Below are 24,855 nucleotides of genomic sequence, written 5' to 3'. Positions count from 1 at the left end.
TTCACAACAATTATAAATTTAAAAAGTGAATACCAATTAAAGCTTGATGAGGTAATGGTCTTTTCTGCTTCATAAGTCCTGTATGGTTAGTTGAAGCCTGCTATTGTCAGCTACCTTTCACAAACTGGCTGCTATGTTGGAGCTGATTGGTACTTCTGCCTGCTAACACCTATCTTTACAGCATCAAAATAAAGAACCGATGTTGAAAGGATTTTTTAATGTGCCGGAACCGTTAAACGAACCGGTGTTAAACTATGGCCCTCGTAGTGTAGAGCGTGCCGCCTTGAAAGCAGCGCTGGATGAAGCCCGTGCGCAGCAACTGGATATACCTATGTACATTGGCGGCCAGGAAGTACGCACCGGCAAAACGCTGGAAGTACGTCCTCCGCATGATCATAAACACTTATTGGCTACTTACCATGAAGGTGATGCCAGCCACGTGCAGCAAGCTATTGATGCCGCCTTGGCTGCCAAAGCAGATTGGGAAAACCTGCCTTGGGAACAGCGTGCCGCTATATTTTTAAAAGCAGCCGACTTGGTAGCTGGCCCATACCGGGCTAAAATTAACGCCGCTACTATGCTGGGGCAGTCAAAGAATGCTTTTCAAGCCGAAATTGATGCGGCTTGTGAATTGATTGACTTTTTGCGTTTCAACGTAAAATACATGACCGAAATTTATGCACAGCAGCCGCAATCGGGCAAAGGCGTTTGGAATCGGTTAGAACAGCGTCCGCTTGAAGGTTTTGTATTTGCTATTACCCCATTCAACTTTACGGCTATTGCCTGTAACCTGTGCGCTGCACCAGCCATGATGGGTAATGTGGTGGTATGGAAACCCGCACCAACACAAATTTATGCTGCCAACGTGGTTATGCAAGTATTGAACGAAGCAGGTTTGCCTCCAGGTGTAATTAACATGATTACAGTAGATGGCCCGGTAGCTGGCGATGTAATTTTTAGTCACCCAGATTTTGCCGGCCTGCACTTTACCGGTTCTACTCATGTGTTCCAGAACTTATGGAAAATTATTGGTAACAATATTCATTTATACCGCAGCTATCCACGCATTGTAGGCGAAACTGGCGGTAAAGATTTTGTGCTGGTTCACGCCAGTGCTGATGCTGATGTGGTAAACACGGCTTTAGTACGTGGTGCATTTGAATACCAGGGGCAAAAATGTTCGGCGGCTTCTCGTGCTTACATCCCAAAATCATTGTGGCCGGCGGTGAAAGAAAAAATGCAGCGTGATATTGCTTCGTTTAAAGTAGGCCCGGTTGAAGATTTTGGCAACTTTGTGAATGCCGTAATTGACGAACGTTCGTTTGATAAATTGGCTAAATACATTGACGAAGCGAAAGCCAATCCTGATGTAGAAATTATAGCTGGCGGAATTTACGATAAATCGGTAGGGTATTTTGTTGAACCTACTGTTATTGAGGTGAAAGATCCTTATTACCGTACCATGTGCGAAGAATTATTTGGGCCGGTATTAACCGTTTACGTGTATGAAGACGATCAGTTTGAAGCCATTATGGATATCATTGATAAAACATCGCCTTATGCTTTAACAGGTTCTATACTGTCGCAAGACCGGTATGCTATTGCTTTGGCAACACAACGTTTACGTAATGCAGCTGGTAACTTCTATATTAATGATAAGCCAACTGGCGCCGTAGTAGGGCAGCAGCCTTTTGGTGGTGCTCGTGGTTCAGGTACTAACGATAAGGCCGGTTCGTTGCTGAACCTGCTGCGCTGGGTATCGCCTCGTACTATCAAAGAAACTTTTGATCCACCAAAGGATTATCGCTATCCTTTCTTAAATAAAGAAATACAATAATTAAAAAGGCCCGAGTCATTCGGGCCTTTTTAATTTAATCTACTAGTTGTAGTTCGTTAAGCTGTTTATTGATGAAGTCAATTTCATCAGTACTCAGTTTTACCTCAATGGCTTTGGCGTTTTGCGTAGCTTGTTCGGCGTTACGGGCACCAACCAAAGCAACAGTAATGCCAGGGTGCTCAATCGTCCAACGAATAACCAATTGGCCTAATGTTGCATTTTTCTCATCAGCCAATGGCTTGATTTTTTCTAAGAAAGCATTCGTACGACGGATGTTCTCGTCTTTGAAAAACTTCAACCCAGCGCGGTGGTCGCCTTCCCCAAATTGCTGACCGGGCTTCATTTTTCCGGTTAGTAAGCCACGTTCCATAGGGCTGTATGCCAAAATAGATTTATGGTTCTCTATACAATAAGGTATCACATCCTGCTCAATATCGCGCTTCACCATGCTAAAGGGTACTTGGTTGGAGGCCAGTTTGATGGTTTGCTCGGCTTCCTGCATTTGCTGAACATTATAGTTGCTCACGCCAGCCTCGCGCACTTTACCTTGTTCCTGTAACCGTATAATAGCTTCCATCGTTTCGGCAATAGGCGTACTTGCATCAGGCCAGTGTATTTGGTACAAATCGATATAATCAGTGCCCAGGCGTTTTAAGCTGTCTTCACATTCTTTAATTATGCTGTCTTTACCGGCAAACTTATAAACGTCCAGGTCATGCCCGTCGTTATCCTTACTCTTGAAGCCAAAGGTGCCTTGAGTCGTATCCCAACGCATACCATATTTGGTGAGTATCTGTACCTTATCGCGCGGTATGCCTTTGATGGCCTGGCCTACCAGTTCCTCACTTTTGCCTTGGCCGTATATAGGGGCAGTATCAATAGTAGTAATGCCTAAATCGTAAGCTGCTTTCATGGCCTCGATGGCGGCTTGGTCATCATTTCCACCCCACATCCAACCACCCGCTGCCCAAGCTCCGAAGGTAATAGCTGAAACCGATAAATCAGTTTCGCCTAATTTTCTATATTCCATAAATCAGTTTAATGTTTATTTAATGCATCTAACAGGTTAATGATTATATTGTTGCACCTGGAATATACTATTGCTCTAGCCGCAGCTAGTTAAATAGAACTGTATTACGGTTTGAATAATTACAACTTAAAGCGATATGTTTTTTTGTAATAAGAACAACGTTTTAGTAGTAGCCAACGTAAAAGGAATTGATAATAGGGTATAAAGACTTTCTATAATAAAGTGTTATTATGACAATTATAAAACTTTCTATTAAGTTACGTATCTGCTTATTTACCAATTATTAAACTTACACTCGGTTAATCATGCCCCTAAATACCGTAAGCAAAAAGTATTTTTTAGTAGTAATATTACTGCTAAGTCGGTTTGCTTATGCGCAAACTGAGTCTACTACAGTCACAGTTGATTCTCTAAACCGCAAAGCCAATGAGCTTATTCGGGAAGATGTAGCCAGTGCCTTTGTTTTGCTTACTGATGCTGAAAACTTGGCGGCCAAGCTTAATTACAAACGTGGGCTGGCTATGGCTTATCAAGAGGAGGCAGAAGTATTCCGGCAGCATGGTTATACCAAAAAGGCCCTGGAGTTATATTACCGATCTATTCAGTTAAGCCGCCAAACCAATGATGAATATAGTATAGCTAAAGCTAATCAGCATATTAGTACGATACAGCGGCATAACCATAATTATATTATTGCCTGGCGATTGCTAAATGCCAGTTTAAAAACATTTGTAAGCTTAAATAAAGCTGCGGATATAGCCGATATTCAATTGCGGATTGGATTGTTGCAGGCTGATTTGAAGAATTATCAAGCTGCCGTTAGGTGCTATAATGAAGCTTTGCGTTTAAGTATGCAGGTTAAATATTTATATGGTGAAAAGAAAAGTTACTATAATCGCGCCCTATTGTACGAAGATTTAGCTAAACCTGATTCTGTGGTTTATTATCTGAACAAAACGCTGCACATTGATACGCTGACTAAAGATACCTACGGCAAAACATTAGCCTATATTGAATTAAGTAAAACATACGCCAGTACAAAGCAGTGGGATAAATCATTATACTACGCGCAACAAGCTTATACCAATGCTAATAGTGTAAATGCGGCAGCTCTGAGTCAGGATGCTTTAAAGCTGCTAGTTGGTGCTAACAAGTTTTTCAACAATAGTGCGGCTGTAATTAAGTGGCAGGATGAACTGGTACGCATAGACAACTTAATAGCCACCCGCGAAAAAAAGGAGACCATAAACTTTTTAGATGTATTGCATAATGAGGAGTTACAGCAGCTCCGTATGCAGCGGAAAGTGACGGCTATACAAAGCCAGTTGCAAAAGCGGACTTTATTTATTGCGGCTTATACCTGTGTGCTCTTAGTGGTAATTGTTATTATTCTGAATTTAAATTACAGCTATAAAAAAGCAAAAACATACAGCCGTGAGCTGAATATCAAGAACGTACAGATTAACCAGCAGATGGCTTTGCTTGACCAGCTGAATACTGAGGTTATTCAGCAGAATCAGAAGCTGGAAGATGATAACGAGTTGAAAAGCAAACTGCTTTCCATTATATCGCACGATTTGCGTAAGCCATTGTCTAACACGCAAAGTTTGATGCAGCTAATTAAGATGGAATTATTATCGGCCGAAGAAATGGAAGCCACGCTTGCGCAACTGGAAGCCCAGTATGCCCGGGCTTTAAACCTGCTTGATAATATGCTGTTCTGGATTAAGGGACAGCTAACCGGCATATCAGCCGAAACTGTACCGGTTAATGTAAGCCATCTGGCTTTAAGTGTGATAGAGGAACAAAGAATATCAGTTTGTGAAAAAAAGATACAGGTTCGTAATCATATCGGTTCTGAGTTAACTTGGCATATTGAAAATGAAGTCATTAAAATTGTATGTCGTAATTTGTTAACCAATGCTATTAAATTTACGCCAGTAGGCGGCTGTATTGATTTATATGCACAGGTTAATGATACCAAAACCAGCTTAACCATTAAAGATAATGGTATAGGCATCAGTGCAGAGATGCTAGCGAAAATTAACAGCAAAATTTACCATACCTCTAAAGGTACCTTAAATGAGGCTGGTACCGGTTTTGGTTTAATGTTGATTCGGGATTTGATTAAAAAATATAATGGCGAACTGTTGATTGACAGTTTGCCGGGTAAAGGTAGCGCCTTCACCATCAGTTTTCCGGCCAAGCAGGTGATTATGGACATGCAAAGCTTGGAAAGTTAAAACTGTAAGCGTTATATTTGTTAGCAACCGGCCTGCTTACCGGCTACTGATAAATGCATTTTTCATATCCGGCTTTTCTGTTTGCCTTAGGTACACTGGCTATTCCAGTGTTGGTGCATCTGTTCAATTTCAGGCGTTATCAGAAGGTATATTTTAGCAACGTACAGTTTTTAAAAGAAATTAAGGAACAGCAATCATCTCGCCGTAACCTGCGCGAACGTTTGATTTTGCTGAGCCGCCTGCTGGCACTTGCTTTTTTGGTGCTGGCATTTGCCCGTCCTTACATACCCAATCATAACACCCGTGCAGCCGGACAACAACAGGCTGTTAGCATTTTTGTGGACAATTCATACTCTATGCAAACCTTTAGTAGGGAAGGGAGTTTGTTGGATGAAGCTAAGCGCAGAGCTAAAGAAATTGTATCTGCTTATAACCTGAACGACCGTTTTCAGTTGCTTACGCAAGATTTTGAAGGGAGGCATCAGCGTTTACTAAGACGCGAAGAGTTTAATGATGCGATAGATGCGATCAAAATTAGTGCACAAAGCCGAACGCTTGCACAAATAATCAATCGTCAGCAGAGCTTATTACAAACCCGGCCGGGTGCGCTGCATGCGGCCTACATTATTTCCGATTTTCAGAAAGCCCCGTTTAACCAGCAGCAATATCAAGCCGATAAAAGTTTACAATTAAGCCTGGTGCAGCTAAAAGCCAATACCTTGCCCAACGTAGCAGTAGATTCCGTGTGGTTGCTCAGCGCTGTTCACCGGCCCGACCAAACTGAAAAGCTGGTTGTAAAGCTGCACAACTACGCCGGGCAGGATGCAAAGGGAATTCCCCTCAAGTTATTAATTAATGGTACACAAAAAGCATTAGGCAGCTTTTCGGTAAAAGCACGTTCCGTGAGCCAGGATACGCTTACCTTTTCGGGCTTACCGGCGGGCTGGCAGCAAGGCGAAATTCAGTTGCAGGATAACCCCGTTATTTTTGATAATCAGTTTTATTTTACTTTTAACGTAAAGCAGCAAATGCCGGTACTGTTGGTTGATGGCGGCTTACCTAATAAATACCTGCAAACGGCTTTTACAGCTGATGAGTTTTTTGCACTTACGCGTACATCTGATGGTAACGTAAATTATGCAGGTTTGGGTACTTACACCATTATTATGCTGAGCGACATAAAAGCTATATCGGCTGGATTGGCTCAGCAACTAAAAACGTATGTAAATAAAGGTGGTACATTGGCTGTATTTCCGGCTACAGATGCTGACTTAGCTAGTTACCAATCGTTTTTGCAATCTGTTAATGCTGCTTACCCGGAAAAGCTGATTACTGAAGGTACACGCGTGGCGGCTTTAAACTTGCAGAATCCATTATTCAAAACCTTGTTTGAGGAAGTGCCCCGCAATCCTGATTTGCCTATGGTAACAAAGTATTACCCTTTGCATGCCACAACAGCCGGCGAAAGTCTGATGGAGTTGCCAGGCCGCCAGCCATTCTGGGCCGGGTACCGGAGTGGTGTCGGGAAAGTGTATATAGCTGCCGTGCCGCTTGATGAAGCTTATAGCAACCTGCCACACCATGCTTTGCTGTTGCCGGTTTTATTCAGAATGGCTTTATTAAGCGGGCATGATATGCCTTTGTTTTACACCATTGGCGAGCATGAAACTATTGAAACAGCACCTATACCGCTTACTGAAAAGCAAATTTTAAAGCTGAGTAAAGGTAACCAGACTTTGATACCGGATGCCCGTCGGCAGGAAGGAAGTTTGCTGCTTTACGTAGCTGATCAGGTGCAGCAACCGGGTAACTACCGGCTGCAAAAGCAGGATAGCACCGCAGCTATTGTCGCCTTCAACAGTAACCGCCAAGAGTCGGATTTAACTTATCTGGATAAAGCTGAGTTGGATAAATTATTGCCTGCTGGCAACCGTGTCATTGAAGCAGGTAAAGCTTCAGTAGCAGGTGTAATCAACGAAACAAATTTTGGCCTGCAATTATGGAAACTTTGTATAATTTTGGCCCTGATATTTGTGGCAGCCGAAATACTGCTGGTGCGGTTTTTTCGCCCAAGCAAACAGCAGCCACAGGTTTAAGATTTTACATTTTATCAAGTTTAAAGCCACCTTTACATGAACTTGCTCATTCAATCCGCTACCATTTTGTATCCTGGTTCGCCCTTTCATCAGCAAACAGCCGATGTTTGGATTAAAGATGGACGAATTGAAAATATAGGCACCCGTTTAGAAGTAGCCGATGCCGAGGTTATTAACGCTAATGGAAAATACTTAGCTCCCGGCTTTTTTGACCTGAACTGTAATATTGGTGACCCCGGACTGGAAACCAAAGAAGATTTAACCACTGGGTTAAAGGCCGCAGCAGCCGGTGGCTTTACGGCTGTAGCCTTAATGCCGACTACCGAGCCTGCTATACATAGTAAAACCGCTGTAGAGTACGTACTGAATAAAGCGAAAGGAAACCTGGTAGATGTATTCCCGCTAGGGGCTGTATCTTACAAGCGTGAGGGCAAAGACCTGGCCGAAATGTACGACATGTACCTGAGCGGTGCCGTTGCCTTTACTGATGCCGATCATCCGGTAAGTAATGCGGGCATGATGGAACGTGCTTTATTGTATGCTCAAGGTTTTGGTGCTTTAATTTTCTCCTATCCTGAAGATGTTGCAATTGCGGGTAGCGCTAAAATGCATGAAGGCGTAGTAAGTACATTGCTGGGCATGAAAGGTATACCTTCATTAGCCGAGGAGCTAATGATTGCCCGTGATTTGTATTTAGCCGAATATACCAACTCGCCTATCCATTTCAGTACCATATCAACCTCCCGCTCAGTCGAGCTTATCCGTGAGGCTAAACGTAAGGGTTTGCCGGTAACGTGCGATGTAGCAGTCCATCATCTGATTTTAACGGATGAAGCCTTGATGGGCTTTGATAGCCAATATAAAGTAAAACCGCCACTACGCACCCAAGCTGATGTTGATGCTTTGCTGCAGGGCTTGCAGGATGGTACCATTGATACCATTGTATCACAACATACGCCACACGAAATCGAATTTAAAGATGTAGAGTTTGAAGTGGCTGCTTTTGGTATAATTGGTTTACAAACCGTATGGCCATTAGCTTTGCAAACCGGCTTACCTGTAGAGTTGCTGGTTGAAAAGCTAGCCATAAACCCACGCCTTTTACTTAAAAAAGAAATACCGGCACTGGCAGCAGGGCAGGTAGCTAACCTGGTATTGCTGGATACCACTGCCGAATGGACGTTTAATGCGCAAACTAATTTTTCCAAATCGGCTAATTCTCCTTTTATAGGGCAGAACTTAAAAGGTAAAGTGCTGTTAACCTGTAATAATCAACAAGTATTTAAATTTTAAAAGAACTTCTACTCATGATTGATTCTAAAATAGATACCGCCATTCGGGCTGCATTCCAGTCTTATTCCGCTTATACTCCCATTAACGTGGGTGTATTAACCGACGAAATGGTTAAAGTATTTTCCACCGACAAAGATTTTATGGATAAGGTGGATGATATGGATGATGTATTTGATGCACATCCACATGCCGATGATTTGCGCGAAGTATTTTTTGATTTGCTGATGGTAAACTTTTTCAGTGCTGATTTAAACCGCTTGGAAGCAGATTATCTGGACTCTCCAGAATGGGAGAGCATTGAAGAAGAAACGCTTGACCGGGGTACCGAATTACTGAACCTGCTGTTGTACCTGAACGAGTGTGCTGATGAAGATATCGAACCCTCATTAGAAGATTACTTACAAGAATTTTTATTAATTGATGAGAGCGAGTTCCAGGATGAGTATCAGATTTATGAGCCAATTATTGCTAACCAGATATTGGTAGAAAGCTCGCCATCTGAAGTAAGGCGTGTAGCTGATACCTTGCCCGAAGATGAAGAACTGGGTTCACTGTTTTATCCGATGTTAACATTTTTCCAGAACATGTATCCATCTTTAAGTGATAAGCAAGAAATAGCAACCACTTCAGCAGCGCCTGATTTTGACATGTCTGTAATTGCTATACTGGAAACATTTAACCCGCGATAATATTGGATATCCTGCTTAGAAAAGAAGGTGCCCTGCGGGGATTGCTGTTTGGCGGCATTTTGCTGGCGGTTAATATTTTACTTATTTATTATACCGCTTACATAGCGCAGGTGCCTGGAGTATTTTTCGTGGTATCTTTTATCGGCAGCTTTGTGGTGCAAATCGGTTTAGCTTTATTATTCACAGCCAGTTTGCGCAAAAAAATAGGTGGCTACTGGACTTTAAAGCAAGCTACCAGCGGTTTGTTTGTAATGCTGTTTGTTACCTATCTAATATCCAGCGTGGGCAGATGGGTTTTTTCCAACTATATTGATCAGGCAACGGTACAAAAAGCTAATACAGAGACTTTGGCTATACAACGCAAGGCGCTTCAATCTACACACCGCTCTGAAGCTGATATTCAGAGTACCTTAGAAGCTACGCAGAAAAGTATGAATGAAGGAGATACGTTAAGCATCGGTCGTGTTATCCAAAATCTGCTCATTTCCGTTATCCTGATTTTTGCTATAGCAGCTATTTTAGGCGCTTTATTTAAGCGTGAGCCGCCTTTGCTCCGCCAGGTTCCTGATGATGCAGAATTATAATTATATTTTATAACGAATATAAAACGCCATTGTGGTAGAACTACAATGGCGTTTTGCTTTATAAAGATTTCAAAGTTGGTGTTAAATTATGCTATATTACAGAATAGCTCTGGTTGTTATAAGGGTGTAAAGCCTAATGTCTATCTTTATCACCAATATCTCCTGAATTTACTTTCATGACCGTGTTACATAAACTGTTTTTACCGTTTCTGCTGTTGCTAACGCTGCATAGCTTTGCCCAAATCACCTTGCCTGCACCCGTAAATCTGCAAAAAACTTACATTCAAGGCACACGAAGCCTGAATGGCGCACCGGGAAAGAATTATTGGCAAAACCGGGCTGACTACTTAATTAAGGTAAATTTTAATCCGGAAACCCGGGTACTGAATGGTACAATAGATGTGGACTACTTGAATAACAGTCCTGATACATTAAAACAGGTTTATTTTAAGCTGTATCCTAACTTATATAAAAAAGGTAGCATCCGTAATTCAGTTATTCAGCCCGAAGATGTGACCGATGGCGTACAAATCCAGCAATTAAGCATCAACCAGCAACCGCAGGAAGCTCGTAAATGGCGTATTGATGGTACCAATATGGTGTTAACAGTACCGGCTATTGCGCCTTCAAAGCAAACTCATTTTACTATCCGATATTCGTATGTGCTAAACAAAGGATCGCACACCCGTACCGGACAGGTAGATAGCGGTGCATTTTTTGTAGCTTACTTTTTTCCGCGCATAGCCGTGTATGATGATATAGATGGCTGGAACCGTTACCCTTACCGGGGTTCGGAAGAGTTTTATAATGATTTTTGCCACTTTAATGCCGAAATTACAGTGCCAGGCAATTATCAAGTTTGGGCCACTGGCAATTTGAAAAATGCTGGTGAAGTATATACCCGGCATATTACAGATCGTATTGTGGCAGCCGAAAAGAACGATGCTATTACTGATATTATTACCACCAGCGATTTAAAAGATGGTAAGATTACTACGCCAGGCACTTCACATACCTGGAAGTTTGAAGCCGATAGTGTTACCGATTTGGCTTTTGCCATCAGCAACCATTATGTTTGGAAAGCCAGCAGCTTGGTGGTTGATCCGGCCACACACCGGCGCACGCGGGTAGATGCTGTTTTTAATCCGAATCATCAGGATTACCTAACTGTAGCTGAACATGCCCGTAAAACGGTAGAAGCAATGAGCTATCAGTTTCCGAAGTGGCCATATCCTTATCCGCATGAAACTGTTTTTGACGGATTAGACCAGATGGAATATCCCATGATGGTGAATGATAATCCAACACCTACCGTTACTGATGAAATCGAGTTAACCGATCATGAAATATTCCATACCATGTTCCCATTTTACATGGGCATTAATGAAACCAAATACGCCTGGATGGATGAGGGTTGGGCTACCATTGGCGAATGGACAATAAGCCCGATTATAGACCCTAAGATAGTTGATGATTATGGTATGGATGGCTACAACCAGAGTGCAGGCACAGAAGAAGATCTACCGATCATGACGCTGACGCCAGCATTGATAGGCGCTTCCAAATTTACCGATTGTTATCCTAAACCGGGTATGGGCTACTGGTATGTGAAAGATATGTTAGGCGATGAATTATTTACTAAAGCTTTACATTACTACATTGGCCAATGGCATGGTAAGCACCCAATGCCCTTTGATTTTTTCAATTGCATGAACACCGGCGCTGGCATCAATCTGAATTGGTTTTGGAAAGCCTGGTTTTTCGACAATGGTGTACCCGACCAAGCCATTACTCAGGTCACCCATCAGCAAAGCAAATACACGGTAACCATCACGAATGTAGGCACCAAGCCTGTGCCGGTAAACCTGACCATCTATTATACAGATGGCACTAATCAATTAGTGCACCGCAGCATTGTTTGCTGGAAAGATGAACAGAAAACTTGTGTACTAAACTTTACCGCTCAAAAGCCAGTAACGAAATTGGTTTTAGGCACTACTTATGATGCAGACGTGAATAAAGCCAACAATGTGTATATAGTGAAATAGATATGAGCTGTGCTTCGTATTAAGCAGCTAACGGTCAAGTTAAGGCTGAGTAATAGTAGCTGGTCTGACAGAAAGAATACTATCTACTACAAAAACTGATACGCCACGCCAAGGTAGGGTATGGAAGTACTCTTTATAGTGTAGTTCTAGAAAAGCGCCTGCATTACGGTTCAACTCTTCCGCCACTTTAGCATCGGTTACCGAAAATTTAAACTCGTTAGATTGGATGCTACCTTGCGTAGGTGTAGTACGAATACCAGATTGTATCAATCTACCTTCGTAGGTTTTAAACATATATCCTTTATGCACAAAGTAATTCATGGTACCCGCCTTGATGCCATCGCCAAATACAAAATAATAACGATAATATACCACACCAGCTATAATCAGCAGCAGAACTAGCGTAACAATAGTAATAATACGTCCTTTCATGAGTTACAAAGTTTTGATATGTTAACCTAACAACCTTTATAGCAAATTGTAATAAACTAATTCGAAATACAAGATTTCTTCCTATGGAGGTCATTACTACTGCGAGTTGAATTGCAAAAGTTTATTTAGTCCTGTTCATGGGTGTTCATGAACTTTCACACACTTTCAAAAAAGGACACAGAGGCAATTGATAAAATAATTCATATTGTGTAGATGTGCAATCGATTGAAATGTTAACTTACTTCACCATATAAACTACCTGGTTATGTTCAAGAGAAATCAAAAACCTTTGTCAATCCTAAGCTTATGCCTCCTGGTGTGTTTAAGTTGTTATTCAGCCGTTGCGCAAAAGCTTAACAATGGGGCAGGTGCTTATGCTACTCACCATTATCGTGATTTATTTCAGGAAATGGGGCATTCGCCAAAACAGAGTAAAGCAAAAATAGAAGCAGCCTTCCAACAGCTGTTTTATGGTGATACTTCGCAGGTGATCTACTTTAAAGCCGGAAGCAATGAAAATGGTCCGATGGCCTATGTAAGTGATATAGCACATTATGATGTACGTACCGAAGGGATGTCGTACGCTATGATGATTGCTGTACAGCTAAATAAAAAAGCGGAGTTTGATGCTTTATGGAACTGGTCGGTAACGCATATGTACGTAAGCTCGCCACAGCATCCATCCGAAGGATATTTTTCGTGGTCAATGAAAACAGATGGTACTCCTAACGAAGAAACACCTGCACCTGATGGAGAAGAATATTATGTAATGGCATTGTATTTTGCTTCCGGGCGTTGGGGCAACGGACAAGGTGTTTATAATTACCATGCCTGGGCCGATAAGATACTTACTACTATGCGCCATCATCCGCTTAAAACAGGACCTACTAAGTTTGGCGAACGTACGGTATCCGTAATGGTAAGTGAAGAAAAAAAGATGATCCGTTTTGTACCCAGCACCAACCGCTGGGACTTTTCAGACCCATCCTATCATTTACCTGCTTTCTATGAACTATGGGCTCGGTGGGGGCCGGTAGCCGACCGTAGCTTTTGGGCTGCCGCGGCTGATAGCAGCCGTAGTTACTTTCAGAAATCCACTAACCCGCAAACAGGTTTAGCACCCGATCAGGCTGATTTTGAGGGCCAGCCTACCAAGCGGCGAAACGGGCAGTTTTCACATTTCGGGTTTGATGCCTGGCGTACCGCCAGCAATTGGTCGGTTGACTGGAACTGGTGGCATAAAGACACAAACGAACAAGTACTAAGCAACCGGATACAAGCTTTCTTCGCTTCGCAAGGCATGAATACTTACGGTTGCCAGTACACGTTGGATGGCAAACAACTACTGGATGCCCGGCATGCCAGTGGTTTGCTTGCCACCAATGCAGTAGCCAGTTTGGCAGCTACTCAACCTTTATCACGCAAGTTTACCGAAGCCTTATGGCAGGCACCTGTTCCGCACACTTGGGTTGAGCGCTACTACGATGGCCTATTATATATCATGAGCCTCATGCATTGCAGCGGTAATTACCGTATTTATTCACCTCGGTAAATTGGGAAACCTGATAGGTTGATTCATGTAAAAGCTGCTTTTAAGGTGGCTTTTCTTGTTTAAAGAGGTTAAGTATGATAATGTGTTGGGCAGCGTACACCTAAAAGATATAAGTTCAGTTTAAACAATTAAGGGTTTGTCAATGTATTTCTAATGAACATTTTCCGATCCTTTTAAAGTTTTTTCATGTCTGTATTAGCTGCTGCTACACCAGTCTTTGGACTTGTTGTAGCCGATCCTGTATTTCAAACTGCCGCCAAGCCTTTAACCGAACTTAAAGTGTGCGTTGTAGTGCCTGTAAAAGATGAAGCTTTGCACCTGCAACAAACTTTAGATGCATTACGCTGCCAAACTGATGAGGCTGGTGTACTGCTTAATGCGCAATATTATGAAGTATTGGTGCTGGCTAATAATTGTACAGATCATTCATACACCATAGCACGCGCTTATCAGCAACAATATCCTGATTTCCAGTTGCATGTTGATGAGGTTTTTCTTCCACCCGCATCAGCTAATATTGGTACGGTGCGCCGTATGCTGATGGATGAAGCTTACCGCCGCTTACTACAATCAGGTAATATAAATGGTATTATTGCCTCAACCGATGGCGATACTATAGTGGATAGCCAATGGATATACCATGTAATTAATGAGATTGCAGCAGGTAATGATGCTGTTGGTGGTCGCATACTGGCCCATAGTACTGCCAATAGTGCCCGGTTGCATCATTTACGCAATGTAACTTATCGTTGTTTGCTGGCTAAGGCAGAGGCATTGATTGATCCGCAACCGCACGACCCTTGGCCGCGGCATTTCCAATATTTTGGAGCCAGCCTGGCAGTAACCTGTGCTATGTACCACAAGGCAGGTCGTTTACCGCAAGTGCCTTATTTAGAAGATGATGCTTTTCATAAAGCGTTGGTTCGGCAGGATGCCCGTATCCGTAAGAGTTACAAGGTTAAAGTTTACACTTCCGATCGTACCTCAGGCCGGGTAAGTATTGGCTTTTCAGAGCAATTGAAAAAATGGACGGATGAATCTGATGCACAAATACCACAATTGGTAGAATCGACCATAGGGACATTGCATAGTTATCATATTCGCAAAAAGTTACGCGATTGCAGAGAACATTATTTACAAATCGGAGCCGTTAGCCGTAAAGCTGTTACGCAACTATCTCAAGAGTTGCAAGCTGATGTAATTTGGCTGCAACATCAAATTGAAAATCTGCCATCTTTCGGTCTGTTATGGGAAGTAGTAGAACCTTTATTGCAACGAACCACTTTGTATAACCATTATCAACCTGAGTTTATTGGTCATGCTATTCAGCAATTGCGTTCTTTCGTAAAAGAGAAATAAGGTAGAATGTATTAGATGCTATTGCCGCTCCAGTAAATCTAAACGGTAGGTTTCTGCATGTTGGCCATGTACATGTTTAAAAGGCTTATCTGGGCCGCATAGTTGCAAAAATTGTTCATGCACTTGGTCGCCGGTCAACGGATAATCATGCACAAACGGTGTCCAATGCACCAGCAGCAAATGTCCACCAACTTGTAAATGATCAGTAATTTGTTGCTGTAGTTTCTTTAAATCAGGTAAAGCCAGGTAGTAGCCAACTTCCGACATTAAAATTAAGTCAAACTGCTGTTCGGGAAACTCATGCGGTACAGTCATCTTTTGTACTGTTACCTGTGGGAAATTTTGTAGGCGGTGTTTGGCTTTCAATAATGGTGCATCTGCAATATCAACTGATAAAAGATGCTGGCACTTTGGCGCTAGCATTTGACTCAGTACGCCGATAGAGCAACCAATTTCAAAAACTTGCTGATACAAAGGTTTAGGTAGTGCGGCTACTGTAGTTTGGTATTTGCCTCGTTCATATTCACTAGCTTCAAAATTCCAGGGATCATCATGAGCTTGGTAAACATCATTAAAGTAATTTTCAGGTAAGGAATGTTCAGGTACTGGCATGTTAGGCAAGTTTATTAGATTCAACAAAAATTTCGTAAGGTTTATCAAAATGTGCCAACACCTCGGGCGACAGCATGAAACCTTCCGGGTCATCATCAATCAGGCGGGTGGTTTGCGATAGATGAGCAGCTATAGCTTGTTTTTTCAATTCGATAACTTGTTCAATATTTACTTGCCATATTTGCATTTCTCCAGGTTGTGGTAAATCGTTATCAGCAGCGCGTTCCCAGAGCCAAATCAAATATTCAAGTTGCCTTGCTGAAATGCCAGTTTCATTTATGGCTTCATCAACAATTTGCCAGGTGGCCCGGTGGTCAGTATGAGGGTCACGCCGCCAGGGCAGGAGGATAGTTTGCGGTTTAATATCCAGTAAGAGTTGTTGCATTTGGTTAACAGCTCCAGTAAATTGCGGATCGCCGTTAAAAGGTACACTGCCATCAGGCAAATGCATAAAAGTTACCTGATTGTTATTTATCCCTAAAATCTGTAGAGCAGCCAAAGCTTCCTGCTCACGCAAGGCTATACGTTTCTCAGTTGGGTATTTTTTAGAGTTAGGGTGCGATAGGCTGCCATCGCTCACAAATGCAACATGCACTGGTAAACCTGCTTGCCGCAATAAGGCTATAGTACCTCCACAACCTAATGATTCATCATCCTGATGTGGTGCAATAACCAGTACCTTGCCCAATTCTCTCAAGGAATTTATCGATAACGTGCCAGCATGCTGATGCCAGTTTTGTTGTGGCTTAATTCCAGATGTCATGTGTTGCAGGTTGATTAAATACGTATGCTCCTATAGCCGTCAAAGTAGCGTCAGGTGCTGGTTGTCGTAAATAGGTAGTTAAGTCGCGATGTACTCTTTCTAATCTATCAGGTCGCATCAATCCGCGCGAGCCTACCGAGCGTTCAGCTAATTGTAGGGTGCGCAGGCATATTTCTTCTATCATGGTGCGGGTCATGTTGGCATAAGCCAATATTTGGTCTGTTCGGTCATCACTTTGCAACCATTCATCTGTTTTTGCGCCGGCCTGGTTAATCCACAAATTGCCGCTTTCTGTTAAATATGTAATTTCTGCCATACGTGCTTGCTGAAATGGATCCTGCGTGCGGTTCATCATCGTGATAAAATGGTGCATTTCTTCCATTACAGCTTCGGCGCCACCCAACTGTACGGCCGCAAAGCGTATAGCACCACCACTAAAATAAGGCTGCTGGTAATAGGCATTTGGTGGTCCTAATAAATCCTCTTCACTAATCTCAATACCCGTAAAGTCCATTTTAAAGCTGGCTGAAGCTTTCATGCCTAAAGGTTTCCAAAAGCTACGATCTTCTACTATAATTTTTACCTTTTCGGTAGGAATAATGCACATTTGCCAACCTTTCTTGTCAGGCGATACCAACTCACCAGTAATAAGTGGTCGGGTTACATGGCTGCCGCCTGAGCAAAAGGTTTTACAACCTTCCAATCGGTAACGCCCGGAACCTAAATCATGAATACGAATACCATCTTGTGCTTGCGTATTCCAAACGCCAAAAAGTTGATGATGTTGGCTAACATCCGTATACCAGCGTTTTTGCTGCTCGGAAGTGGCATACAGATGAATTAGATATAAAGCATTAATATGACCCTCATAAATACGGCCTACTGGTAAACTAGCCCGCCCTACGTTTTTAAGCAACTGTAAAAGTGTTGGGGTGTTGCCACGTGTAAAATCCAGCAATTGCCCCGGTAAAGTAATTTGCAGCAAACTAGCATCAGCCAACCATGTAAATTCCTGTTCCGGGAAACACCCATCCTGATCAATGAGCGGCGCATGGCTAACAATATTCTGGTAAATGGTATTGAGTAAGTTCAAGTTGATAGTGTTAGTAACGGAAAATAATTTTGATCATTCATACAAAGAGCAACCTTTTAGTTTTGTTTGATAGCTCAACTATTTTGTATCCTATCCATTGAATGTATATAAGATATAGGTTGTAAAACAAACTATTTTACTAGTACCAAATATTCCTGCTGGAAAGGGCTAACTTGCTCGATTTTTTTTACATGATGAAAGATAGGAAGGTACCATAAATTGAAAATTTATTTGACAGTGTTATGCTTCCTATTAGGCCTATTTCACTATAAAATCGATTAAATTTTTGAGTGTGTTATTCTTCTGAAGTATCTTATAATCAGATAGTTGAGTTTTAAATTAGCTCAATTTCTTTAAATTTTTAATAAAGTAGCCGAATGTAACATTTATGTAACGTTACTTTGTAATTGTTATGCTGTATTTGCGTGTAGCTATAGCACCAATTTAATAAACCTGTTACGAACTAATCTTTCTTTTACCCAACAGAAATGGCTTTATGACGAGGCGATCAGTGTTGATTATTGGACTGTTTTTAGTTGGCTTTTAACACAGACTTATTAATATACCAGAGTAAACTTATGAGAAAACTTTTACTATTAATTAGCTTAACAATTGCCTGTTTGCAGACCCAAGCGCTGGAAATTAGCCGGCTTGAACCTGCCTGTTGGTGGACTGGCATGAAAAATAAAGAGCTACAATTAATGGTATATGGCAAAAACATTGGCCATGCTAAGTTTAACCTAAACTACCTGGGCATTACCGTTAAAGAAGTTGCTCATACCGATAACAATAATTACCTTTTTATTTACCTGAATATTGCTGCTACAGCTAAACCAGGAACTGTACGCTTGCAGTTTACTGATGCTGGTCAGCATGTAACTTATAACTATCCGCTTAAAGCACGTACTAATCAGGGAGCAGCTGGTTTTAGTACATCAGATGTATTGTACTTGATTACTCCCGATCGTTTTGCCAATGGTAATCCTAATAATGATGCTTTAGAAGGCGTGAACGTGAACCGCCAAGACCCTAACGCCCGTCATGGCGGCGATTTGCAAGGCATTGAACAACATCTGGATTATATCAAAAACTTAGGCTTTACAACCATTTGGCTGAACCCGGTACAAGAAAACCGTATGCCAGGTGGCTCGTACCACGGTTATGCCATTACTGACTTTTATAATATTGATCCACGTTTTGGCACGAACGAACAGTTTGCCTCGCTAGTGCAAAAAATGCATGGCAAAGGTTTAAAAGTGGTAATGGATATGATCTTCAATCATTGTGGAAGTTCACATTGGTGGATGAATGATTTGCCTGCTAAAGATTGGATTAACAATAACAGCGGTACTTATGTGCAAACCAACCATGCCAAGTATACGCTGATGGACCCACATGCAGCACCTATTGACCATGATATTCTGGTAAACGGCTGGTTTGTGCGTGAAATGCCCGACTTAAATCAGCGTAACCGCCATTTGGCTACTTATTTAATTCAAAATAGTATATGGTGGATTGCTTATGCTGGTATCGATGGCATCCGTCAGGATACTTATCCTTACCCGGACTATGATTTTATGGTACGTTGGGCTCGTGAAGTGCAGGCTGAATATCCACAATTTAACATTGTAGGCGAATCATGGTACGGTCGGGCTTCTGCATCAGCCTGGTGGCAAAATCATGATGTTTTAAATAAAGGTAATGCGGCATTAAAAACGGTGATGGATTTCCCATTAACCTTCATTGCTAATAGTGCTTTCAACTACAAGGATAGCCAATATGAAGGAGAGGGTAGCCAATTGTACCCTTTGTATGAAGAAATTGCACAAGACTTTATGTTTGCTGACATAGATCATGTACTTACTTTTTTAGATAACCATGATTTAGATCGGTTTGCCAGAAGTGACGACCCCGACTTGCGCCGTTATAAACAAGCTTTAGCCTTTTTGCTGACTACAAGAGGCATTCCACAAATTTATTATGGAACTGAAATTTTGATGGATGGCAAAAAAGCAAAAAGTGATGGCTATGTACGTCAAGATTTTCCAGGCGGATGGGGAGGAGATGCAACCGATGCCTTTACCGCTGCTGGCCGTACAGCCAAACAGAATGAAGCTTGGAACTATTTACAAAAGCTACTGGTATGGCGCAAAACGAATACAGCGGTTACGCAAGGTAAGCTGATACACTACATACTGGATAATACCGGAGTGTATGTGTATGCCCGTATAAAAGATAACAAAACTGTTTTGGTAATGCTGAATGGTACTAATCAGGATAAAACAGTTGCCATGAACCGTTTTATAGATGTAGTAAAAAGCAATAGGCAAGGCCGTGACGTAATTACCGGCAAAACCATGTCTGTTATTCAAAGCATTACCGTACCAGCCAAAGGCGAATATATTTTAGAATTAACTCAATAATAACCTTTATGCATAAACATTTACTCCCAACCTAAAAGGTTGCCATTCATTATGGTTAACCATAAAAGACCTTCTTAAACCTATTACAAGTTTTTAAACCAATTATTTATTAATAATCAAGCTTTTACAGAAAATTAAAAGTGTATGAGAAAAATTTATTTTAAACAGTATGCGCTTGTTTGTTTACTGCTCGTACTATCGTGCGCAGCATTTGCACAAACTGGCAGCATTACAGGCCGGGTGTTGGATAACAACAGCCAAACCTTGCCAGGTGTTACTGTAGGCCTGAGCAATAGTACCTTAGGCGCATCAACCGATGTAGATGGTAATTACCGTATCAACAATGTACCAGCTGGTACTTATACCATTTCGGCCCGCTTTTTCGGGTTTGTTACCCAACAAAAAACAGTTACGGTTACCGCAAGCGCGCCTGCTGCTGTCAACTTTCAGCTACAAGCCCAAACTCAGGCTTTAAATGAGGTTGTTGTAATCGGTTATGGTACCACTACTCGTAAAGAAGCTACTGGTGCTATCACTACTGTTTCTTCTAAAGATTTCCAGAAAGGTACTACAACATCGCCTGCCGAATTAATTCAAGGTAAAATTGCTGGTGTGGCGGTTACTACAAACAGTGGTCAACCTGGCGCTGGTGCTACAATCCGTATTCGTCAAGGAGCTTCTTTAAATGCCAGCAACGATCCATTGATTGTGGTTGATGGTTTACCATTAAGTCCTAACGGTATTTCTGGTGTTGCTAATCCATTATCATTGATTAACCCTGATGATATTGAAACTTTCACTGTGTTGAAAGATGCAGCTTCAACGGCTATATACGGTTCAAGAGCATCAAATGGTGTAATTTTCATTACTACCAAAAAAGGTGCATCAGGCAAACCTCAAGTTAACTTTTCATCTAAAAATTCAATAGCAACCCTGCGTAATAAGCTGGATGTTTTAAGTGCTGATGAAATACGTAGTTATGTAAAAGCATATGATGCTGCTCATGGTACTAGTAAGTCTTCACTGTTAGGTTCAGCTAATACTGACTGGCAAGATCAGATTTATCAAAATGCTTTAACATCAGATAATAACTTGAGCATTGCGGGTTCTACTAAAAAATTGCCTTACCGTGTATCTGTAGGTTACCTGGATCAGCAAGGTTTGTTAAAAACTGACCGTTTGCAACGTACCACAACTGCTATCCGCTTAAGCCCTAAATTTTTTCACGATGATTTGAAATTAGATTTCAATCTAAATGGTAGCTATGGCCATAGCCGATTTGCTAACCAAGGTGCTATTGGTGCTGCAGCCTTTTTTGATCCCACTCAATCAGTTTATTCATCTACATCACCTTACAATGGCTATTATGAGTGGTATAATACACCAGGTAATGCATCATCAGGCTTAAACCCTAATGCACCACGCAACCCGGTAGGCGTACTAAATGACTATCATAGTGTAGGTGATACTTACCGTAGCTTTGGTAACTTTACTGCTGATTACCGTTTCCCATTCCTGAAAGCTTTACGTGCTAACGTAAACTTGGGTTATGATTTATCAAAAGGCGGTGGTAGTGTATTCGTACCAGCTAATGCAGCTCAAGCTTATACAACTTTAGGTACCAGTTCAGAATATCATCAAAAGAACTATAATTCTGTTGCTGAAGCTTACTTGAACTATACTAATACTTTTAAATCAATTAAGAGCAAAATTGATGCTACTGCAGGTTACTCTTTTAATGATTTTAGAACGTCAACCCGCAACTTTGCTACTTATAATGCAGCCGGTACATTAATTGCAGGTACAACTCCGCTGTATAACTTTGATATTCCACGTTATACTATTGAATCCTACTATGGCCGTGTAATTTACACTTTTGATGATAAGTACATTTTACAAGGCTCTATTCGTACAGATGGTTCTTCTAAATTTTCGCCAGAAAATCGTTGGGGCGTATTTCCGGCAGTTGCTTTTACCTGGAGAATTATTGACGAAAACTTCTTGAAAGATTCAAAAGCGATATCTGATTTAAAATTACGTTTAAGCTACGGTTTAACAGGCCAGCAAGATGGTATTCCATATTATAGCTACATACCAACTTACTATCTGGGCGTACAATCATCACAGTATCAATTTGGCAACAACTATTACTACATGTACACGCCATCAGCTTACGATGCTAACCTGAAATGGGAAAACACTAAAACTACTAACGTAGGTTTTGATTTTGGATTCCTGAACCAGCGCATCAGCGGTACTATCGATGCTTACTATAAGAATACCTCAAACTTGTTGTCAACCGTGTATTTAGCGGCTGGTACTAACTTTACCAACAGACTTACTACCAATGTAGGTAATATGGTAAACCGTGGTATTGAATTTAACTTGAATGCGGTAGCTGTTAAGACTAAAGATATTAATTGGTCTTTAAACTATAATATTGCTTACAACTACAATAAAGTTACTAACTTATCAACTACGGGTAATGGCACCACAACACAAAACCTGGTAGGCTCAATTTCTGGTGGTACCGGAAATACAGTTCAGGTACAACAAGCAGGTTACACAGCTAATGCCTTTTATATTTACAAACAAGTGTATGATTCCAAAACCGGTAAACCTTTACAAGGCGTATATCAAGATTTGAATGGTGATGGCGTAATTAACTCTAGTGATTTGTATCAATACAAAACTCCATATGCTAAATTTATTATGGGCTTTAGTACGCAATTCACTTATAAAAAGTGGACAGCTAGTACTGTATTGCGCGCTCACTTAGGTAACTACATGTACAATAACGTACAGTCAAATTCGGCTACTGAAAACACTTTAATCAGTTCAACCGGTATTATCAATAATGCAAACAGCAATTTGTTGAGTACCGGATTTACCAATAGCCAGTACTTGTCTGATTATTACGTTCAAAATGCATCTTTCCTGCGCATGGATAATGCTGGTTTATCATACAACTTTGGTAATGTATACCACAAAAAAGTTAGATTAAACGTAGGCGCTAACGTGCAAAATGTATTTGTAATCACCAAATACAAAGGCTTAGACCCTGAGGTTTATGGTGGTATAGACAATAATTTTTATCCACGCCCAAGAACTTACACTTTAAGCTTGAATGTGGGTTTTTAATTAACTGATAGATTAGAGAAGGCATGAAAAATAATATAGTAAGATGTTTAAGTATTGCAGTATTAATTACCGTGAGCTTAGCATCGTGTAAAAAAGATTTAGACCGGACGCCTACCAACGCAACTACAGCTGATCAGGCATATAGTACGGCTACCGGTTACAAACAATCATTAGCTAAAGTTTATGGTGCTTATGCCTTAACAGGTAGTAGTGGCTCGGCCAGTTCTGACTTGGGAGGTATTGATGCGGGTACTTCTGACTTTTTGCGCTTATTCTGGAGCGTTCAGGAATGGCCTACTGAAGAGGCAGTTTGTGCCTGGAATGATGCTGATGTGCCTGACTTTCACAATTTGAACTGGAGTTCAAGTAACAGCTTGTTAAAGGGTTTATATTTTCGTTCCATATACCAAATTACTGTAGCTAATGCATTCATTCGTGAATCAACAGATGACAAAATTGCTAGTCGCGGATTTACTGGAACCGATGCCACCAATATTAAATATTACCGGGCTGAAGCTCGCTTTTTGAGAGCTTTCCAATATTGGGTTTTGATGGATTTATTTGGTAATCCTCCATTTGTTGATGAAACTACACCTATTGGTAAATATCTGCCAGTTCAAATAACCCGGGCTAAGTTGTTTGCTTACGTCGAGTCGGAGTTAAAAGCTATTGAAGGTTCAATGGTTCCTGCCCGTCAAAACGAGTACGGACGCGCTGATGCTGCAGCAGTTGATGCATTGTTAGCTCGTATGTACCTGAATGCTGAAGTTTACTTAGGTACTGGTAATGGAAAATATACTGAAGCTATTACTTATGCTAATAAGGTAATTAGTGCTGGTTATTCATTACAATCAAACTATGCTAAATTGTTTTTAGCTGATAATAATGTGAGTAATACTGAAACTATTTTGGCAATTAACTATGATGGTGTAAGTTCACAAAACTATGGTGGTACTACCTACATTATCAATGCTGCTATTAATGGTGCTATGACACCATCACTGTACGGTGTGCCTAATGGTGGATGGGGTGGTAACCGTAGTACTAGTGCATTGCCTAATATGTTTTCTGATTACAGTGGTAAAACAGACAAGCGTGCCATGTTTTATGGTTCGAACTTGGTTATAAGCAATATTAATGATTTTACACAAGGCTTAGCCGTAGTTAAGTTCAAGAATCTTAATTCTGATGGTACAACTCCATATTCCGTTAATGGTAGCGCAACTAATACAACATCAGGTGGTGTATATGCCTCAACTGATTTTCCATTGTTCCGTTTAGCAGAAATGTACCTGATTCGTGCTGAAGCTACCTTGCGTGGTGGAGCTGGCAGTACATCTTCAGCTCTAGCTGATATCAACATCTTGCGTACACGTGCTTATGGCAGTGCCAATGGTAACTTAGGCAGTGTTAGCTTAACAGATGTATTGAATGAGAGAGGTCGTGAGCTATACTGGGAAGGTTTCCGCCGTACAGATTTAATTCGTTACGGTTTATTTACTTCTTCAAGCTACTTATGGCCTTACAAAGGTGGTGTACAGAACGGTAAAGGTGCAGAATCATACCGTACATTATATCCAATACCTAACACTGACATTATAGACAACCCGAATTTAGTTCAAAATACAGGTTATTAATTTAATAACACCCTGCCTGATTA

General features: G+C 41.3%; 17 protein-coding genes. 12 read left to right on the top strand and 5 right to left on the bottom strand.

Annotated elements, in window-relative coordinates:
* Positions 1–199 precede the first annotated feature (199 nt).
* The gene (pruA, locus tag HH214_RS03900) at positions 200–1,837 is read left to right on the top strand and encodes an L-glutamate gamma-semialdehyde dehydrogenase (RefSeq protein ID WP_169606097.1); all 1,638 of its coding nucleotides are present in this window, start codon (positions 200–202) and stop codon (positions 1,835–1,837) included.
* A 34-nt stretch (positions 1,838–1,871) separates the two neighbouring features.
* On the opposite strand, the gene HH214_RS03895 is transcribed toward pruA, so the two are convergent.
* Positions 1,872–2,867: an aldo/keto reductase gene (locus HH214_RS03895; RefSeq protein ID WP_169606096.1), complete on the bottom strand. Its 996-nt coding sequence runs from the start codon at positions 2,865–2,867 to the stop codon at positions 1,872–1,874.
* Positions 2,868–3,172: 305 nt separating this feature from the next.
* On the opposite strand from HH214_RS03895, the gene HH214_RS03890 reads away from it, so the two are divergent.
* The 6 genes from HH214_RS03890 (at position 3,173) to HH214_RS03865 (ending at position 11,820) form a co-directional block, all read left to right on the top strand.
* Positions 3,173–5,110, top strand: coding sequence for a sensor histidine kinase (locus HH214_RS03890; RefSeq protein ID WP_169606095.1), 1,938 nt, complete (start codon positions 3,173–3,175; stop codon positions 5,108–5,110).
* A gap of 53 nt (positions 5,111–5,163) precedes the next feature.
* Positions 5,164–7,206 (top strand): BatA domain-containing protein, encoded by a 2,043-nt coding sequence (locus HH214_RS03885; RefSeq protein ID WP_169606094.1) that lies wholly within the window; start codon positions 5,164–5,166, stop codon positions 7,204–7,206.
* 36 nt (positions 7,207–7,242) lie between these two features.
* Complete coding sequence (locus HH214_RS03880) at positions 7,243–8,499, top strand: dihydroorotase (RefSeq protein WP_169606093.1); 1,257 nt, start codon at positions 7,243–7,245, stop codon at positions 8,497–8,499.
* Between the two features lie 14 nt (positions 8,500–8,513).
* Complete coding sequence (locus tag HH214_RS03875) at positions 8,514–9,188, top strand: hypothetical protein (RefSeq protein WP_169606092.1); 675 nt, start codon at positions 8,514–8,516, stop codon at positions 9,186–9,188.
* 2 nt (positions 9,189–9,190) lie between these two features.
* The gene (locus tag HH214_RS03870; protein ID WP_169606091.1) at positions 9,191–9,772 is read left to right on the top strand and encodes a DUF4199 domain-containing protein; all 582 of its coding nucleotides are present in this window, start codon (positions 9,191–9,193) and stop codon (positions 9,770–9,772) included.
* Positions 9,773–9,948: 176 nt separating this feature from the next.
* Positions 9,949–11,820 carry a M1 family metallopeptidase gene (locus HH214_RS03865; RefSeq protein WP_169606090.1) on the top strand — a complete coding sequence of 624 codons (1,872 nt, stop codon included), beginning with the start codon at positions 9,949–9,951 and terminating at the stop codon, positions 11,818–11,820.
* Positions 11,821–11,859: 39 nt separating this feature from the next.
* On the opposite strand, the gene HH214_RS03860 is transcribed toward HH214_RS03865, so the two are convergent.
* Positions 11,860–12,252, bottom strand: coding sequence for a hypothetical protein (locus HH214_RS03860; RefSeq protein ID WP_169606089.1), 393 nt, complete (start codon positions 12,250–12,252; stop codon positions 11,860–11,862).
* A gap of 265 nt (positions 12,253–12,517) precedes the next feature.
* On the opposite strand from HH214_RS03860, the gene HH214_RS03855 reads away from it, so the two are divergent.
* On the top strand, positions 12,518–13,804 hold the full coding sequence (locus HH214_RS03855; protein WP_169606088.1) for a glycosyl hydrolase family 8: 1,287 nt from the start codon (positions 12,518–12,520) through the stop codon (positions 13,802–13,804).
* Positions 13,805–13,990: 186 nt separating this feature from the next.
* Positions 13,991–15,163, top strand: a complete 1,173-nt coding sequence (locus tag HH214_RS03850) for a glycosyltransferase (protein WP_169606087.1) — start codon at positions 13,991–13,993, stop codon at positions 15,161–15,163.
* 18 nt (positions 15,164–15,181) lie between these two features.
* Here HH214_RS03850 and HH214_RS03845 read toward each other — a convergent pair whose 3' ends face one another.
* From HH214_RS03845 to HH214_RS03835, 3 genes are read right to left on the bottom strand one after another with little or no spacing between them, the layout of a single operon-like run.
* Positions 15,182–15,775: an SAM-dependent methyltransferase gene (locus tag HH214_RS03845; RefSeq protein WP_169606086.1), complete on the bottom strand. Its 594-nt coding sequence runs from the start codon at positions 15,773–15,775 to the stop codon at positions 15,182–15,184.
* A gap of 1 nt (position 15,776) precedes the next feature.
* Positions 15,777–16,538, bottom strand: a complete 762-nt coding sequence (locus HH214_RS03840; RefSeq protein WP_169606085.1) for a PIG-L deacetylase family protein — start codon at positions 16,536–16,538, stop codon at positions 15,777–15,779.
* Positions 16,522–17,631 carry an acyl-CoA dehydrogenase family protein gene (locus tag HH214_RS03835; protein ID WP_248282197.1) on the bottom strand — a complete coding sequence of 370 codons (1,110 nt, stop codon included), beginning with the start codon at positions 17,629–17,631 and terminating at the stop codon, positions 16,522–16,524. Before HH214_RS03835 ends, HH214_RS03840 begins: the two co-directional genes overlap by 17 nt.
* A gap of 578 nt (positions 17,632–18,209) precedes the next feature.
* Here HH214_RS03835 and HH214_RS03830 point away from each other — a divergent pair.
* The 3 genes from HH214_RS03830 (at position 18,210) to HH214_RS03820 (ending at position 24,832) form a co-directional block, all read left to right on the top strand.
* Positions 18,210–20,054 (top strand): glycoside hydrolase family 13 protein, encoded by a 1,845-nt coding sequence (locus HH214_RS03830; protein ID WP_169606084.1) that lies wholly within the window; start codon positions 18,210–18,212, stop codon positions 20,052–20,054.
* 144 nt (positions 20,055–20,198) lie between these two features.
* A complete protein-coding gene (locus HH214_RS03825; RefSeq protein ID WP_169606083.1) occupies positions 20,199–23,195 on the top strand; it encodes a SusC/RagA family TonB-linked outer membrane protein in 2,997 nt (998 codons plus the stop codon).
* A 23-nt stretch (positions 23,196–23,218) separates the two neighbouring features.
* Complete coding sequence (locus HH214_RS03820; protein ID WP_169606082.1) at positions 23,219–24,832, top strand: RagB/SusD family nutrient uptake outer membrane protein; 1,614 nt, start codon at positions 23,219–23,221, stop codon at positions 24,830–24,832.
* The last annotated feature ends 23 nt before the right edge of the window (positions 24,833–24,855 follow it).

It is taken from the genome of Mucilaginibacter robiniae, from assembly GCF_012849215.1.
Taxonomy (GTDB): Bacteria; Bacteroidota; Bacteroidia; order Sphingobacteriales; family Sphingobacteriaceae; genus Mucilaginibacter; species Mucilaginibacter robiniae.
This window is presented reverse-complemented; position numbering and strand designations above follow the sequence as displayed.